Origin of the sequence: Gardnerella bretellae (genome assembly GCF_048545135.1) — a bacterium.
Classification (GTDB): Bacteria; Actinomycetota; Actinomycetes; order Actinomycetales; family Bifidobacteriaceae; genus Bifidobacterium; species Bifidobacterium greenwoodii.
This window is the reverse complement of sequence record NZ_JBKQXU010000006.1, coordinates 1-16,774: the sequence shown is the minus strand read 5'-3', so window position 1 is coordinate 16,774 and position 16,774 is coordinate 1. Positions and strand designations below refer to the sequence as shown.

The following is a 16,774-nucleotide window of genomic DNA, read 5'->3' as shown; positions in this document are numbered from 1 at the left end:
ATATGTTAATGGTTCGCCATTAGCGAGGTTCGTTCGCGAACCCCATAATTGAAACCTTCTTCTCTCTTTCTCTCTGCCCCGGCGGGTTTCCTCCCGCCGGGCTTCTTTTTAATTAAAAAGCGCAGACTGCAAAAAGCAATCTGCGCCTATAAATTTAAGCACTTAAACTAGCGGCAGCGCTTTGAAAGCGGCTCCCACGGCTCAAGCATTACTGGCTCTTGCTTTAAGATGGCAAGAGTTGCTTCGTCAAGATACTTCTTATTGATGATTACTTCAGTAACGTAGCGGTCGAACCAGTCGGCAGAGCCAACGTAGTAGCCATCTTCGCCTGCATCTTTACCCCAGCTGTTCTCAATCTTCCAGCGATCCGGGTTGCCGTTTTCGTCTAAGTTTACGCCTGTAAATGTCATAGCGTGATTGCCTGGAATATCCATGTATTCCAAACCCTTCGCCTTATCAAATGTAAATTCAATATCGAAGAGTTGGTCAACGCGAACCACTGCAGGATCAAAGAATCCGCTATCTCTCAAGGAGAACTGTGTGCAATCGCAAGCAAACCAAATTGGGTGGCCGTCGCTGAGTTGATCTACAGCTGCCTTTCGGAACACTTCAATAGGAACGTTCACAAATTCCAGCTCATCTGTTTCAGCAACATTGGTGCTGTACTTGAGTTGATAGCGCTTGTTGAAAGGAGTTCGTTTCATAGGTGAGTTGCACAATGTTACGAAGTCGTTTACGTCAACAGGAACATATTTCTTAGCGAACTCAAGTGGAGTAATGCCGTATTCGCGAATCATCGGACGTTCGTCTTTGCCAGTCTTTGGCTTGTCGTCCTTGCTATCCTTCTTTTCTTCGTCGGCTTTTTCGCCATCCTTGTTTTCGTTCTTTTTCTCGTCCTTCTTATCGTCGTCATCTTTAGTACGTGCGAAGAAGTCGAACTTTGCTGGCGGTTCGCCGAGCGCAATAGTGGTCATGCGGTAAACGGTTTCCAAATCGCGGATTTTCATTTCGCGCAATTCTTCCAAAGAAGAACCGTTCTTATAAGCTTCGCGCAATTCGCAAGCAAACTCGCGCAACTTTGTATTGATGTACTGCACAAAGGAGTCGGAATCAGTTGCATTCTGTGAATCAGGGTAGGCGCTCTTTGGCACAAGTCCGTACTTGTTTACAAGGTTGACGAACATTTGCCACCAACCGCCGTCGTCAATTGGACCGTAGTTAATGCTTTCAAAAACTCGACTATCAAGTTCTTCACCCAAAGTTGCCAACACGTTTTCCAAATACGCGTTGGCTTTTTCAATCTTGTCCCAGAAGAACAGGTAGCTTTCTGAAAACTCAAAGTCGTCTAAATTCCACTTATGCATTAACTCGTATCGCAAAGTGTTAAGGGATGCAAACATCCAGCAGCGTCCGGAACGTTTTTGATTTGTAATGCTTCCTTGCTTTAATTCCACAGAGAATTCGCGTGGCAGCGCGCGCTTTCCTTGATAGCTTGTTGCAGCTTTAAGCACGCCATTTGTTACTGCTGCATTTGCTGCTAAAAGATTTGCACGCTGCTCGTTGAAGTGCTTGGAATAATTTTTTACATGTTCCAGAGTTACAGCTTTAACGTTTTCAGCCATGAGTTCACTCAGTCTCCTTTTAGAGTTGATAATACGAATAACAGATATTGTATACTGCACAATGTCTTGCGTGTGTTTCTTGTTTATAGCGATTTCCGGCCTTTGCGCGAATAACCTTAATTATTTTTGTAAAACTAAACTTTTTCCGTTAAATATTCAGTTTTTGTAATTAATTTTTGAATTTATTATATTTGCTGATAACGCGTATTTTGCATGTATAAAAATAATTTTTTGATTCTGTAATACATATTATTTCGTAATTATATATCAAAGAAACGTTGAAATTCCGCGCTTTTGCGCAAGCTGTAATTTGTATAACACAACTTATATATTCTAAATTTTGCTTTTATATACTTAAAAAAGTATTTCGCAAAAATATTTTCTGTTAAGCTTTTTGTACATAGCTTGGCTAAAAATATACTAATTATGTGTCCCGGATTGACGAGGGTCAGTTCAAGCGCGCCCTTTTGAGGGCGAAACGCTAAAGCGGTTACGCTGTAGATTTGACGATTTGCAGCATGCCAAATGGAGGTAAACAATGGTTAGGCGTAGAAAAGAGTCACAATGATACGATACATCGTTAAACGATGCCTGAATTATGTGGTGATGCTGTTTGTTGCCGTATCCATGACGTATTTCTTGGCAAGTGCTTTTATGAGACCGCGTTCGAACTACATGTCTAGGCATCCACATCCGCCAATTGCATCTATTAACCGTTCTTTGGATCTGGCAAATATTAACGACCAGACTCCAGTGTTTACTCGTTATTGCCGTTGGATTTACAACATTTTTACTAAGTGGGATTGGGGATTGAGCCCAGATCAGGCTCCAGTTGGTCCGGCAATTATGTCTCGTATTGGCGCATCTGTTCAGCTGGTTACTGGCGCTACAATTCTTGGTATTGTTCTCGGTGTTAGTGTTGGTGTTTACACTGCTATCCGTCAGTACAAGTGGCAAGATCGAGTTCTTAATTCCACCGCAACCTTCCTGCTGGTTGTTCCTGCAGCAGTTTTGGGTTTGATGGTTGTGCTTGCTGCTATTAGCATTAACCACGCAGCAGGCGTGCGACTTTTCTACGTTACTGGTCTGCACTCTTACCAGGGTTCTGACCCGTTTATGTTCATTCTTGACTTCCTTCAGCATTTGATTTTGCCAACAATTGTTATGACAGTTCCTGGCATGGTTGGGTATCATTTAACTCAGCGAACTTATCTTCTCGATACTATGAATGCTGATTACGTTCGTACAGCTAGGGCGAAGGGCTTACCTTTGAATATGGCTATTCGTCGTCACGCTTTGCGTACTTCTTTGATTCCAACAGCTGTTGACGTCGCATTCTCTATTGCAGGCGTTTTCACCGGTGCAGTTATTACTGAAACCGTGTTTGCTATTAACGGCCTTGGTAGCTACTTCGTTCAGACCATTATGCAGAACGACATCAACGGTTCGGTTGCTATTGCTGCATTTGGTGCCGTATGTACCTTAGTTGGTGCCTTGCTTGCAGATATCTTCTCTGCTTGGCTTGATCCACGTATTCGTTTGAACTAATTGTGCAACAGTGTAGGTGACATTGACATGAATAAAAAAGATGTATCTTCAGAACCTCTTGAGTCTGCTGCAAATAAAACGGCTACTTCTAACGCATGGGGCAATTTTAAGCGCACTGGAAAGATGACGCTTTACACGCGTCGATTCTTCCGTCGCCCGTCTGCAGTTGTGGGCTTGGTTATGCTCTTAATTTTGGTTCTTTTTGCCTTGTTCGGCTCAAAGATTTCAAAGTGGAGTTATGACGAACCAGACTTTTCTTCTCTCGCAACGCCTCCTTCTGCAGAGCATTGGCTCGGCACTACGCCAGGCGGCTCAGATATGTATGCAATGGTTGTGCGCGGACTTGGCCGTTCACTTTCCATTGGTATTGTTAGCTCTATTACCATTACAGTTATTGCTGCTTTGGTTGGTACTGCTATTTCTTACTTCGAAGGATGGTTCGAGCAGGTTGGTATGTGGCTTTTGGACATGCTGCTGATTGTTCCTTCCTTCCTGCTGATTGCTTTAATCATTAGTGCTTCTAGTGGTGGTAGCGATTGGTTGTGGTTGGCATTTGGCTTAACTGCTTTTGGTTGGATTGGTTACGCTCGTACGCTTCGTACGTTGACTTTGAGCCTGCGTGAGCGCGAGTATGTTCGCGCAGCGAAGTTCGAAGGTGTTTCTTCCTTCCGAATTATTGTTCGCCACTTGGTTCCAAACTTGGGTTCTGTTTTGATTATTAACACGGTTCTTGGTGTTATTGGTGCAATTAACGGCGAAACCGCTTTAAGCTTCTTGGGTCTTGGTATTAAGGCTCCAGATACTTCTCTTGGTACTTTGCTAAATGCTGGTCAAAGCGTAGTTCAGACTTCTCCTTGGGTACTTTTGGTGCCGTCTGCAGTTTTGGTTTTGTTAACCTTCTCTGTGCAGCTTATTGGAGATGGCTTGCGCGATGCTATCGATCCATATTCTAAGTCTGTTGGTAAGGCCGAGTAGGGCTTGATTGGGGGTATGAACATGACTGATATGGATAATAACGCAATTAAGGAAGAAACTACGATGCAAGATCAAAACAACGAACCATTGCTTTCTGTACGTGATTTGCAGGTTAGCTTCGCTTCTGAAGCTGGTACTGTGCATGCTGTGCGCGGAATGAATTTTGATTTGTACCGCGGAAAGACTATTGGTATCGTTGGCGAATCTGGTTCTGGTAAGTCGGTTACGTCCTTGGCTGTTATGGGCTTGCTGGATAAAAACGCAAGCGTTAAGGGCTCTGTGAAGTATAAGGGCGAAGAGCTTTTAACTAAGTCCGATTTAGAGATGAGTAAGATTCGTGGCAAGAATATTGCCATGGTTTTCCAGGATCCTCTTTCTGCTTTAACTCCAGTTTTCTCTATTGGTGATCAGCTTAAGGAAGCTTTGGTTATTCATAACCCGGGCATGAGCGAAGAGCAGATTCGCGAGCGTTCTATTGAATTGCTTGATTTGGTTGGTATTACTAAGCCTGCTGAGCGTTTGAAGGCTTTCCCTCACGAGTTTTCTGGTGGTATGCGCCAGCGCGTGATGATTGCTATGGCAATTGCTAACGATCCGGATATTATTATTGCCGATGAGCCTACTACCGCTTTGGATGTGACTATTCAGGCTCAGGTTTTGGAAGTTTTGAAGAAGGCCCAGAAAGAAACTGGCGCTGCAATGATCTTCATTACCCACGATTTGGGCGTTATTGCTGGCGTTGCAGACGAAGTTATTGTTATGTATGCGGGCCATTTGGTTGAGCATAATAGCGTTGAGGAGATTTTTGCTCACCCAACTCAGCCTTACACAATCGGCTTGCTCGGCGCTGTTCCTCGCGTTGACCAAAAGCGCACTCGCCGCTTAACCCCAATTTCTAAGCCAACTATGGATATGCTTATGGCTGAAGAAAAAGGTGGGGACGACGGCACAATGATGGGCCTTGAAGCCGAAAGTGAAACAGTTCGCGCCTTGCTCCACGCTGAAACTGAAAGGCCAATCAAGCCTATGTTTGAAGGCATTCCTCGTGAGCAACGAAAAGTTGTTTTGGATGTTAAGAACTTGGTTAAGACCTTCCCAATTACTAGCGGCGGCTTCTTGCGCCGTAAGGTTGGTGAGGTTCGCGCGGTTGATGGTGTGAGTATTGAGGTTCGTGAAGGTGAAACTGTTGCTTTGGTTGGCGAGTCTGGTTCTGGTAAGTCCACGACTTTGATGGAAATTATGAGCTTGAAGAAGCCTGAATCTGGTTCTATTACAGTTTTTGGTACTGAGTTGAACGATAAGTTGACTCGTGAGCAGCGTCGCGAACTTCGTTCTAAGATTCAGTACGTGTTCCAGGATCCAATGAGCTCGCTTGATCCACGTATGTTGGTTTACGATATTCTTGCAGAGCCTTTGCTTGTGCAGCGAAAGTCTAAGGAAGAAATTCGCCAACGTATTGCTGAACTTATGCAGCTTGTTGAGTTGAATCCTGATCAAGTTGATCGCTTCCCAACTCAGTTCTCTGGCGGCCAGCGTCAGCGTATTGCTATTGCTCGTGCTTTGGCTGTGAATCCTAAGCTTTTGCTTCTTGACGAGCCTGTTTCTGCTTTGGATGTTTCTATTCAGGCTGGAATTATTAACTTGCTTGAAGATTTGCAGGATAAGCTTGGCGTTGCTTACTTGTTCGTGGCTCATAACATGGCTGTTGTTCGACATATTTCTAGCCGAATTGCTGTTATGTATCACGGTCGAATTGTTGAATCTGGTGAAACGGATGAGGTGTTTGATAATCCAAAGCACCCTTACACTCAGGCTTTGATTAGCGCTGTGCCAATTCCGGATCCTACAATTGAGAAGAACCGTAAGCGTATTATTCTTTCTGAAGAAGATAATTTTGACGATGTTAGGTAATTCATGACTTGTCGATTTTAGTTAATCTTCATAAATCTGAATAAATTACTTAGTCGCGCATGTTTATTGCAACATGCGCGATTTTTTATTGTGTAACGTAAATTTAAAAAACGTAATATATTTTGTTTTTTAGCAAAAATAAACTAAAAAATTTTCTGTTTTGCTCATTATAGATAATAAATTATTCTTTTTTGCCTAATTTTCATAAAGTTGAAAAGAAAAAAATCAATATTTTGTGAAAACGATTTGTCGAATGTCATAGAGTTGTATATACTCATACAACATACCGGAAGACGGACATCATCCGGGGAATGAGAGGAATCATGAAAAATACAAAAGCAGGTAAACTGACTGTATTTGCCGCAGCTGCACTTTCTGTTGCAATGCTGCTCGGCGCTTGCGGCGGTGCTACTAACAATGCTGGTAAAGCAGGTATGACTGAAGAGCCAGCTGCTGGTGTTGACACTTCTTACACTGGCGAACTTCCAATGCCAGATGTCAACAAGCGTTACGATAATCCACAGGCACGTGACAACGTTAAGGACGGCGGCACTTACACCGTTGCTCTTCCTGTTCTCGGTCCAAACTGGAATTACGCTTCTAACGACGGTAACTCTGGCTACATGGCTACTTTGTGGGGCTTCTACCAGCCAAATCTTATGGCTTATGACACCGTTAAGGGTGAGAAGCTTAAGTACAACCCTGACTACATCACTTCCGTCAAGAAGGTTAGCGATAAGCCACTCGTTGTTCAGTACAACTTGAACCCAAAGGCCAAGTGGAACGACGGTACAGAAATCGACTACACCGCATTTAAGGCTACTTGGCAGGCTTTGAACGGAAAGAACAAGGATTACTCCGTCCCAAGTACTGAAGGCTATGACTGCATCAAGAGTGTTGAACAAGGTTCCACTCCAAAGCAGGTTATAGTGACTTATGAGAAGCCATGCGCAACATGGGAAATGCTTTTCGCTCCACTGGTTAATCCAAAGGCCGGTGACGTTAAGACCTTCAACCAGGGTTGGGTAAACAATCCTCACAACGAGTGGGGTGCAGGTCCATTCCAGATTGAATCCGCAACCGAAAATCAGGTTGTCTTCACCCGCAATCCAAAGTGGTGGGGTAAGAAGGCAAAGCTCGATAAGGTTGTTGTAAAGCGTATGGAAGATACCGCAGCTTTGAACGCCTTCCAGAACGGTGAAATCGATGCTGTAACCGATACCATTTCTTCTAAGGACGCAATCAAGTCTGCTCGTAGCGTTAAGGGCGCTCAGCTCCGTTACGGCTACAGCACCAAGGTTCGCGTGCTTAACTTCAACGCTAAGTCCAAGCCACTTAACGAACTCGCAGTTCGTAAGGCTGTTGTTCAGGCATTCGACGTTGCTACATACAACAAGATTCAGTTCCAGGGCATGAACTGGAAGAGCGAGCAGCCAGGTTCTGAGCTTCTCTCCATGTTCCAGGCTGGCTACAAGAACAATCTTCCTGCTGACGGCAAGTACAACACCGAAAACGCTAAGAAGACCCTTGAAGCCGCTGGCTACAAGATGGGCAAGGACGGCTACTACGCCAAGAATGGCAAGACTCTTGAGATTTCCTTCACCTTCTTCGGTGACGATTCTACTCAGGCAGCTCTTGCTAACGCATTCCAGGCCATGATGAAGAAGGCTGGAATTAAGTGCAAGACTGTGAACCATGCTGTTGCTAAGTTCTCCGAGGTTGTTGCTTCGCACAAGTACCAGGTGCTTCCATTGGCATGGCAGTCCACATCTCCATTGAGCTTCTTGTCTGCAGCAAGCCAGGTTTACAAGTCTGATAGCGATTCCAACCTCGGTCTCGTTGGCAACAAGAAGATTGATGCTATGCTCAACAAGATTGGCAAGACCTACGATTACAAGGAACAGACTGATTATGCAAACAAGGCAGAGTCTGCAGCTCTCGCACTCTACGGAACTCTTCCAGTTTCTGCTCCTCCTATTTACCAGGTGTTCAAGAAGGGCTTTGCTAACAACGGCCCTGCTGGTTACGCAACCACCTACCCAGAGGATATGGGCTGGCAGAAGTAAGTAAATTTGTAGCGATAATTCGCGCAAGTTTACTAAGCTGATTGCTTAACTTATAGCATGTGGCGTGTAGTCTTATGGCTGCGCGCCACATCTTTTTGCGCTTGCTAAGGCAGAAAATAGTATAAACTTAAAAAATAAGTCTTAAAAAATAGGTCTTAAAAAATAAAAATCTAAAACAAAGGAGCACTCGGCGCATGTACGTCAACCCAAATCAACGCAAAGACGCGAACAACGTGCGCTGGGTATTGCAATATTGCAAGCCAGACATGTGGAGAGTAGGCGTATCGCTTATACTTTTTACAATTAACGACACAATGGCAATGACAATGCCGTTGCTTTCTGGCTTTATTGTGGACAAAATCATTATTGGCAAACAGCATAATCTGCTTATAAGCGTATGCGTTTTAATGGTTGCGATGATGATTATTCGCGTAGGCTCAAGGTACATTTACCAGCTTCAAATGGAAAGATTCGGCCAAAACGCCGTGTACCGCCTTGTAAGCGACGAGTACGAAAAGCTGCACTCTTTAGATTTTACGTACTTTAATCACACGCGCACTGGCGATATTATGAGCCGAATGACGTCGGATACGGATGCGATTCGCCATATTTTAAGCTGGGTTTCTTATATGGCGTTAGATTGCGTAGTAATGTTCGTGCTTGCGCTAGTAATAATGTTTTCAATCCAATGGCAGCTTGCTTTAGCGCTTATAGCAATTACGCCATTTTTGTTCATGCTTGCAAGAGTTATGGGCAAAAAAGCTAGGCCAAAATTCCTTGCAATTCGCGAATCTTTTGCGCGCATGAATTCAATGGTGGAAGAAAATATTGAAGGTAATCGTGTTGTAAAAGCTTTTGTGCGCGAGGCTTACGAAACCAAAAAATTCGACGAATGTAACGAAGACTACTTTAATCGAAATATTACGCTTGCAAAAAACACACAAAAATACATGCCTTGGCTTGACGGAATGGGATTTGTGCTTGAGCTTATAACAGTTGGCTTCGGCGGATGGCTTGTTCTAAATGGCAGCATGACTTTAGGAACATTCGTTACTTTTAACAGCTTCCTTTGGATGCTTCATATGCCGGTTAGAATGACAGGATGGCTTATTAACGACTGGCAGCGTTTTAACGCAGGATGCGTTAATATTCGAAAGCTTCTTACGCAAGAATCGCATATTAATCTTCCAAAAGAAACGGACACAAGCGTAAAAATCAAAGGCGAAATCACTTTTGAGCATGTTGATTTTGCGTTCCCAGATGATCAAGACTCGCCAATCTTAAAAAATATTGATTTAAGCGTTCCTGCCGGAAGCAAACTTGGTATTCTTGGTGAAACCGGATCTGGCAAATCAACTCTTGTAAGCCTTATTGCAAGATTCTACGACCCGACGCGCGGACGCGTTTTAATCGACGGAAAAGACGTGCGCGAATGGCCGCTAGAAAGTTTACGAAACGAAGTCAGCATAGTAGCTCAGGAAACTTTCCTGTTTTCGGACACGATTGCAGGAAATATTGGCTTCGGTTTGCCTCAAGATAAAGAAAATTGCAAGGAATTAGACGATACGATTCGCAGAATGGCTAGAATCGCAGCGGCTGACGATTTTATTATGAGCATGCCAGAAGGTTACGAAACTGTAGTAGGAGAGCGCGGAGTTGGTCTTTCTGGTGGTCAAAAGCAACGCTTAAGCTTAGCTCGCGCTTTAGCAAACAATCCTGCAATCCTAATTATGGATGACACAACTTCAGCTGTAGATATGGAAACAGAAGAACATATTCAGCAGGAGCTAAAGAAACTCGACGGCACGCGAACAGTAATCACTATTGCTCACAGAATTTCATCTGTTAAAGATGCAGACATGATTGTTGTGTTAGATCACGGAAAAATAGTAGAGCGCGGCACTCATGCAGGTCTTGTTGCTCAGCATGGACGGTATTGGGAAATTTATAGGAAGCAGCTTGGGTTGCAAAGCGGCAAGTCTGCAGGATTTGAAACGAAGGGGGAGTAGAAATGGCTCAACGAAACACTTATCGCGAAGATGAAGAACAAGAAGAACATGTAAACGTGCACGAGCTTATGCGCGTTAAAAAATACATGAAGCCGTACGCTACTAAACTCCTACTCGTAATTATGGTGGTTATAAGCGGAAGCATAATTATGACAGCAATGCCAATGATTACAAAAATGCTAATCGACGTGGTATTGCCGCAGAAAAGCTACACGTACTTATACGCAATCATTGCGGTTTTTATGCTGCTTATTGTGCTGTACGAGCTGGGCTTAGCGTACAGAACGCTTGCAATTACGCGAATTGGACAGATGATAATTAGAGACATGCGCCGCGATATTTTTACGCATGTGCAGTCGTTATCTTTTGATTATTTTGATTCGCGCCCGCACGGAAAGATTCTGATTCGCATAGTAAACTACATAAACACGCTTTCGGATACGCTTTCTTCGGGATTTATTAACGTATTTTCAGATGTTTTTGTGCTGATTATTACATTAATAACAATGTTCGTTATAGATTGGCGAATGGCGTTGTGGAGCTTAGCGCTATTTCCAATATTTATAATCTGGACGCGCGTTTTGCAAATTCTGCAACGAAAAGCGTCTAAAAAACTATCAAACAAGCAAAGTAATTTAAACGCGTATTTGCACGAATCAATTGCAGGCGTAAAAACAACACAAACTTTTGCAAGAGAGTCTGCAGCATACGAAACTTTTCAGAATCAGCAAGCAGAAGTAAGAAGCGCATGGATGCGAAACGTTAGGGTTCAAATGCTGCTTTGGCCTGGAGCTTCAGTTATTGAAACCGCTGCAATAGCGCTTTTGTACTACGTTGGAGTGTCGAATTTAGGCGGAATGAACGTGAGTACGGGAACGCTTATAGCATTCGTATGGTACTCGACTACCTTTTGGGATCCAGTAGTAAATATTGGAAACTTTTACACGCAGCTCGTAACATGCTCAGTTTATTTGGAGCGAATTTTTGAAACTCTAAGAATTAAGCCGAATATTGTAGATAAGCCGGATGCTAAAGAATTGCCGCAAATTAGTGGAAAAGTCGACGTAAACGACGTTGTGTTCCGCTACGAAGAAGGCGGAAGACCGATTTTGAACCTGGTTGACTTGCACGTTTCGCCTGGTCAGACCGTTGCTTTAGTGGGCCCAACAGGAGCTGGAAAAACTACTCTCGTAAGTCTCCTTTCTAGATTCTACGATGTTTCAGAAGGATCGATTACTATAGACGGCCACGATGTGCGCTCAGTAACCTTAGCGTCGCTTAGAAAACAAATGGGCGTAATGCTGCAAGATAGCTTTATTTTTAGCGGAACTGTGCGCGAAAACATTCGATACGGAAAACTAGACGCAACTGACGAAGAAATTGAGGCCGCGGCTCGAGCTGTTCACGCGCACGAATTTATTAGCGAAATGGACAAAGGCTACGACACTGAAATTGAGGAGCGAGGAGCTACGCTTTCGGCAGGCCAAAGGCAGCTTATTTCTTTTGCGCGCGTACTTTTGGCAGATCCTCGCATTTTAATTCTCGACGAAGCAACCAGCAATATTGACACTCGTACGGAAGAAGCGCTACAAGCAGGATTGGCTCAGTTGCTTAAAAATCGCACGTCTTTCGTAATCGCGCACAGGCTTTCTACTATTGAAAATGCTGATTTAATTTGCGTAATAGATCATGGCGAAATTGTTGAGCGTGGAACGCATGAAAAACTTATGGAAGAAAAGGGATCTTACTATCGCCTTGTTAAATCTCAATACGACGCAATTCGCAAAACAATTTTGTAAGCATCTAAATTATTTGTGGAAAATCGCTGGTAGAAGATTGCTGGTAGAAGATTGCCGGTAAAAAATCGCTGGCAAAATACTGTTTTATTTGCGAGTAGACTTAAAAACATGAGTAAACATCACCGCGAGCATAATTGGGCGCCTGAATTAACCGAAGAATCTAAAGTATGGGAAAATCTAATAAAAAACGGCGTAACAATTGCGGACGACCACACGCATATGCTTAGCGTCGTCGATTTTGCGCATAATCTTAACCAAGAATTAGAAGAAAAAGGCCGCGAACCTATTAACGAGCCGACTGCAGACGACTTAGTTACTCAAGCAAAATCCGCTGGAGTTTCCAACATGCTAGAAGTAGGTTGTGAATACCCAGACTGGGAGCCAACGATTTCATTTGCTGAATCACACGCGGATTGCGTTCGCGCAGCAATTGCAATACACCCAAACGAAGCCGTTTTGCACGGACACAGGGGAGCGCAAGGCCCAGACGGATTACCAGTAGTTTATAAGCCGTATCACGATATTCCATTCGACGAAGCTATGCAACATTTGCGTTCGCTTGTAATTGCGCATCCAAAAGAAGTTGTTGCAATAGGCGAAACCGGTTTGGATTATTTTCGTACGGGAGAGGCTGCGAGACTTGCCCAAAGAGAAGCTTTTCGCGACCATATTGCGCTCGCAAAAGAGCTGAATCTTCCATTGCAAATTCACGATCGTGACGCGCACGAAGACGTAGTAAAAGTTTTATTACAAGACGGAGCGCCTGAACGAACAGTGTTTCATAGCTACGCAGGCGGCGAAGATTTAGCCCAAATACTAAAAGAACACGGCTGGTACGCAAGTTTTTCCGGAACTTTGAGTTACAAAGGAAACGAAGATTTGCGTAAGTCTGCCAAGATTATTGGCGAAAGTCACATAACTGTAGAAACAGATGCGCCGTATTTAACGCCAATGCCTTACAGAGGGCGGCCAAACGCGCCTTATATGGTTCCGTATACTTTGCAAGCGCTCGCTAATGTACTCGATATTTCGCTTGAGAAGGCGGCTAAAGTAACTAGAGAAAACACGAAGAAAATTTACGGATTTTAAGCAAAAAGCTAATCTTAATAATCCTTATTTTTCAACGATTTCTAAAGATTTTTTGCACTATATAGCTATTGTTGTATACAATATCCAAGTACGGAAATAAAACTGTGAAGGGCAAGGTGACTGCATCTTCTTGTGGCATCAAGAAGAGCCTTACCCAGGAGGAACAATTAAGCATGACGAAGTCACGCACTACTGTGCCGTCAGCAGATGGCGCAAAGGATCCTCGCAACGGCGCGAAAGATTCCGAGAAGAGTCCGAAGACTACTAAGAGTTCGAAGGACGCTATATTACGAGCTGCGTCTTTTACAAAGGCACCGAAGGTGTCTCAAAAAACAACAACTCGTGAAGAGCGAAAAGTAATGGCTCAACAGCAGGCTCAGGAAGTTAAGGAAGCAGAAAAGCTTGTTGCCAGCGCTGTTAGAGGTCCTTTAGGCAGATGGTGGGCAAAGCTGCAAACAAGCTCTGACCGCTTTACCTTGGGCATGGCTATTGTGGCTCTTGGTGTTGTTTATGGCGATATTGGTACATCGCCTTTGTATACTGCTCAAACTTTTTTGGCCGGTCAAGGCGGATTGCAAAATATTAATCGCGAAACCGTATTCGGCATGCTTTCGCTCTTATTCTGGTCAATTACGTTGATTACAACCGTCAAATATGTATTCGTTGCAATGCGAACCGACAACAAAGGCGAAGGTGGCATTTTTGCACTGTACTCACTTTTGCGCAAAAAAGGTGCGTGGCTTGCAATACCGGCAATGATTGGCGGAGCTGCATTTTTGGCAGATTCTGTGCTAACTCCTGCAGTTTCTATTTCTTCCGCAGTAGAAGGTTTGCGCACTATTGCAGCGTTTAAACCAATATTCTTAGAAAACGAGAATTTGTCGATGATGATTACGGTTGTTATCATCGTCATACTGTTTTCTGTTCAGCAGCGCGGAACTGAGCGTATTGGTAAAGTATTCGGCATAGTAGTTATGCTTTGGTTTGCTTTCCTTGCGCTAGTTGGAGTTATGAATATTGGCCAAGATTGGACTATTTTTGAAGCGCTTAACCCAATTTATGGTGTGGAATTCCTGTTCAGCTCGCACAACGTGCAGGGCCTGGCAGTTATGGGCGTAATCTTCCTTTCTACTACTGGTGCGGAAGCGTTGTATTCAGATATGGGACATGTTGGTCGAGGAAACGTATACGCAACGTGGCCGTTTATTAAAGTTGCTCTGCTGCTTAATTACTTTGGGCAGGGCGCGTGGATGCTGCAACATCAGAATGATAAATCATTGTGGTCTGTTGAAGGATTAAATCCATTCTTCCAAATGCTCGAACCTAATGTTCGATATATTGCAGTTATTCTTTCTGTAACGGCTGGCATTATTGCTTCTCAGGCTTTGATTACTGGTGCATACACTATGGTTTCTGAAGCTACTAGCCTTAATTGGATGCCGCATTTGCAGGTTCGTTACCCTGCACGCACTCGTGGACAGCTTTATATTCCTGTAGTGAACGTTGTGCTTTGCGTTGCGACTATTACAGTACTTGTCGTTTTCCGCGATTCTGAACATATTTCTGGCGCGTACGGCTTGGCATTAACGCTTACAATGCTCGCAACAACCATTTTGCTTACGGTGCATATGTGGTACCAAAAGAAGCGTTTTGCAGCTCTTGGTTTTGCTGTAATCTTCCTAACGATCGAGCTCATGTTCTTCATTGCTTCCATGGCAAAGTTTATGCACGGCGGCTGGTTCACTATGCTTCTTGGAGCCTCGATTTTAACAATCATGGTTACTTGGAAAGACGGTACCAAGATTGAGCGTTCGCAGCGATTGCACATGAAGCCTAAAGACTTCCTGCCTGTGCTCGATAAATTGCATGGTGATTTTAGGATTCCGTATTTTGCCGACAATATTGTTTACTTGACTTCTGATCGCGAAATGAAGCGACTTGATACTGGAATTTTCTTCTCCATTTTTGCTGACCACCCTAAGCGAGCTAGAGCTTGGTGGGCTGTATCTGTGGAAACTGACGACGCTCCGTTTACGCGCGAGTATTGCGTTGAAAATTTTGGTACGGATTATTTGTTCCGCGTAAAAATAAAGTTAGGTTTTAAAGTTTCGCCATCTATACCTGCATATTTGCACCAAATTATGCACGATTTGTCGCATACTGGCGAACTTCCTCGTCAAAAATCTGTGTATCCAAAGGTTGATGCGGATCCAGATATTGGCCCAATCCGTTACGTCCTGCTGCATAAGGCTTTAATGCCGGAGTCTAATATTTCTGTGCGTGGCGCATTGTCGCTAAAAATGAAGTATGCGATTCGCCATATTGCTGGAACTCCAGTTAAGTGGTTCGGCTTGGCGCCTTATAATCCTGTGGTCGAAGTGCAGCCGCTGTTTGTTTCTACGCGCAGACCTCCGCGCTTGAGTCGTGAAGATTGTTCGCAGCGCGCAGTGCAATCGTTGCAAGGTGCTTCGGCTGTGGAAACTGCCACGCAGGCTGATTCTGATATTCGTCCTACGGATGCGGAGCAGACTGCAGTTATGAACGCTCGTGATATTGCTGCAGCTAATGTTCTGTTTGCAGATGAAAAACTTGCGAACACTGGGAACATTAGTCCTGTGCCGCTTAAGGCGCAAGCAAAGGCATCTAATGCGAATTTTAGTGGCGATAAAACTAATCTTGACGCTGCTAACGTAACTCATGCCGTTGTGCAGGCTGTAAAAGATGCAGAGCGTGCGGAAAATAAAGAATCTTGAATAAAGAATCTTGAATAAAGAATTGTAAATACATGATTGTGAATACAGAATCGTGAATACAGAATCGTGAATAAAATGCGTAACAATTCAGAAGAAACGCTACAGTGCGATGCAGTAAAAATTGCCGATTTGCCTGATTTTAGCCAGGTAGAGCAATTGCATCGCACTACTGCGCCTTCTGAATCTGCGTACAACCTTATTCACGGTCATTGTGTGGTAATTGCCACAATCTCTTGGCAAATTGCGCATCATTGCAATATGTTGCTTGAGTCTAAAGCAAAGTGTTCGCCTTCTATTTTGGAGCGTTCTAAACTCGCGCAATCTTGTATTAAAAAACTTATTGGGAATAATTATTCTGATTTTCCGCCTATTAAAGGTGGGCGCGCGCCAAAGCAACCTATTGATGAGTACGCTGCTTTTATTGGTGGAATGTTGCACGATATTGGCACGTATTTTGTGCTGAAGAAAGATGGATCCGCAAATTTTGATGGCGAATTGAGTTTTGACGGTCCGAATTATATTTTGCACGGATTGCGTGGCTACAACTATTTGCTTAAATGTGGTTTTAGCGAGGAAGCTGCCCAGTTTGCGCGCAATCATACTGGAGTTGGGTTGACTCGTGAGCAGGTTGCTATGCAAAACCTGCCGCTTCCTGTGGACGACTATAAGCCGCAAACTGTTGAACAAGAAATTGTTATGGTTGCGGATAAATACAATAGCAAGTCTATTCCGCCTCGTTTTTTGACTGTTGAAGAGTATCGTCGCAAAGCTGCGCGATTTGGGGAAGAAAATGCTTGCCGTTGGTTGCAGTTGGTTGATCAGTATGGTGAGCCGAATATTGCTGCTTTGGCGGATTTCTTTAACGCACGTATTTTTAGTTACTTTTTCTAGTTTTTCGACACTCCGGGGGATGCTAGTATTTCCAACGTTTTTGTGGCTGATTTGTGGGGTGGATTTGCTTTTGAGTGTGGTTTGGTGTAAGTTTATCTCTTGCTGCTCAGC

10 protein-coding genes are annotated in these 16,774 nt (G+C 43.9%); 9 read left to right on the top strand and 1 reads right to left on the bottom strand.

The window, feature by feature from the left end; genetic code table 11:
- Positions 1–167: 167 nt before the first annotated feature.
- Positions 168–1,622, bottom strand: a complete 1,455-nt coding sequence (locus tag ACJV7B_RS05290) for a C1 family peptidase (protein ID WP_419389134.1) — start codon at positions 1,620–1,622, stop codon at positions 168–170.
- Positions 1,623–2,186: 564 nt separating this feature from the next.
- On the opposite strand from ACJV7B_RS05290, the gene ACJV7B_RS05285 reads away from it, so the two are divergent.
- The 9 genes from ACJV7B_RS05285 to ACJV7B_RS05245 all read left to right on the top strand — a co-directional run bounded on the left by ACJV7B_RS05285 (position 2,187) and on the right by ACJV7B_RS05245 (position 16,663).
- Positions 2,187–3,170, top strand: coding sequence for an ABC transporter permease (locus tag ACJV7B_RS05285; RefSeq protein WP_165844148.1), 984 nt, complete (start codon positions 2,187–2,189; stop codon positions 3,168–3,170).
- Positions 3,171–3,197: 27 nt separating this feature from the next.
- Entirely contained in the window at positions 3,198–4,145 is a 948-nt protein-coding gene (locus ACJV7B_RS05280) for an ABC transporter permease (RefSeq protein ID WP_004574740.1), read from the top strand.
- 21 nt (positions 4,146–4,166) lie between these two features.
- Positions 4,167–6,056, top strand: coding sequence for an ABC transporter ATP-binding protein (locus ACJV7B_RS05275; protein WP_004574739.1), 1,890 nt, complete (start codon positions 4,167–4,169; stop codon positions 6,054–6,056).
- A 323-nt stretch (positions 6,057–6,379) separates the two neighbouring features.
- Positions 6,380–8,122, top strand: a complete 1,743-nt coding sequence (locus ACJV7B_RS05270) for an ABC transporter family substrate-binding protein (RefSeq protein WP_004574738.1) — start codon at positions 6,380–6,382, stop codon at positions 8,120–8,122.
- A gap of 194 nt (positions 8,123–8,316) precedes the next feature.
- Positions 8,317–10,131 (top strand): ABC transporter ATP-binding protein, encoded by a 1,815-nt coding sequence (locus ACJV7B_RS05265; protein WP_419389133.1) that lies wholly within the window; start codon positions 8,317–8,319, stop codon positions 10,129–10,131.
- Between the two features lie 2 nt (positions 10,132–10,133).
- Positions 10,134–11,930 (top strand): ABC transporter ATP-binding protein, encoded by a 1,797-nt coding sequence (locus tag ACJV7B_RS05260; protein WP_419389132.1) that lies wholly within the window; start codon positions 10,134–10,136, stop codon positions 11,928–11,930.
- Positions 11,931–12,038: 108 nt separating this feature from the next.
- Positions 12,039–13,019 (top strand): TatD family hydrolase, encoded by a 981-nt coding sequence (locus tag ACJV7B_RS05255; RefSeq protein WP_419389131.1) that lies wholly within the window; start codon positions 12,039–12,041, stop codon positions 13,017–13,019.
- A gap of 173 nt (positions 13,020–13,192) precedes the next feature.
- Positions 13,193–15,772 carry a KUP/HAK/KT family potassium transporter gene (locus ACJV7B_RS05250; protein WP_419389130.1) on the top strand — a complete coding sequence of 860 codons (2,580 nt, stop codon included), beginning with the start codon at positions 13,193–13,195 and terminating at the stop codon, positions 15,770–15,772.
- Between the two features lie 75 nt (positions 15,773–15,847).
- On the top strand, positions 15,848–16,663 hold the full coding sequence (locus ACJV7B_RS05245) for an HD domain-containing protein (RefSeq protein WP_419389129.1): 816 nt from the start codon (positions 15,848–15,850) through the stop codon (positions 16,661–16,663).
- The last annotated feature ends 111 nt before the right edge of the window (positions 16,664–16,774 follow it).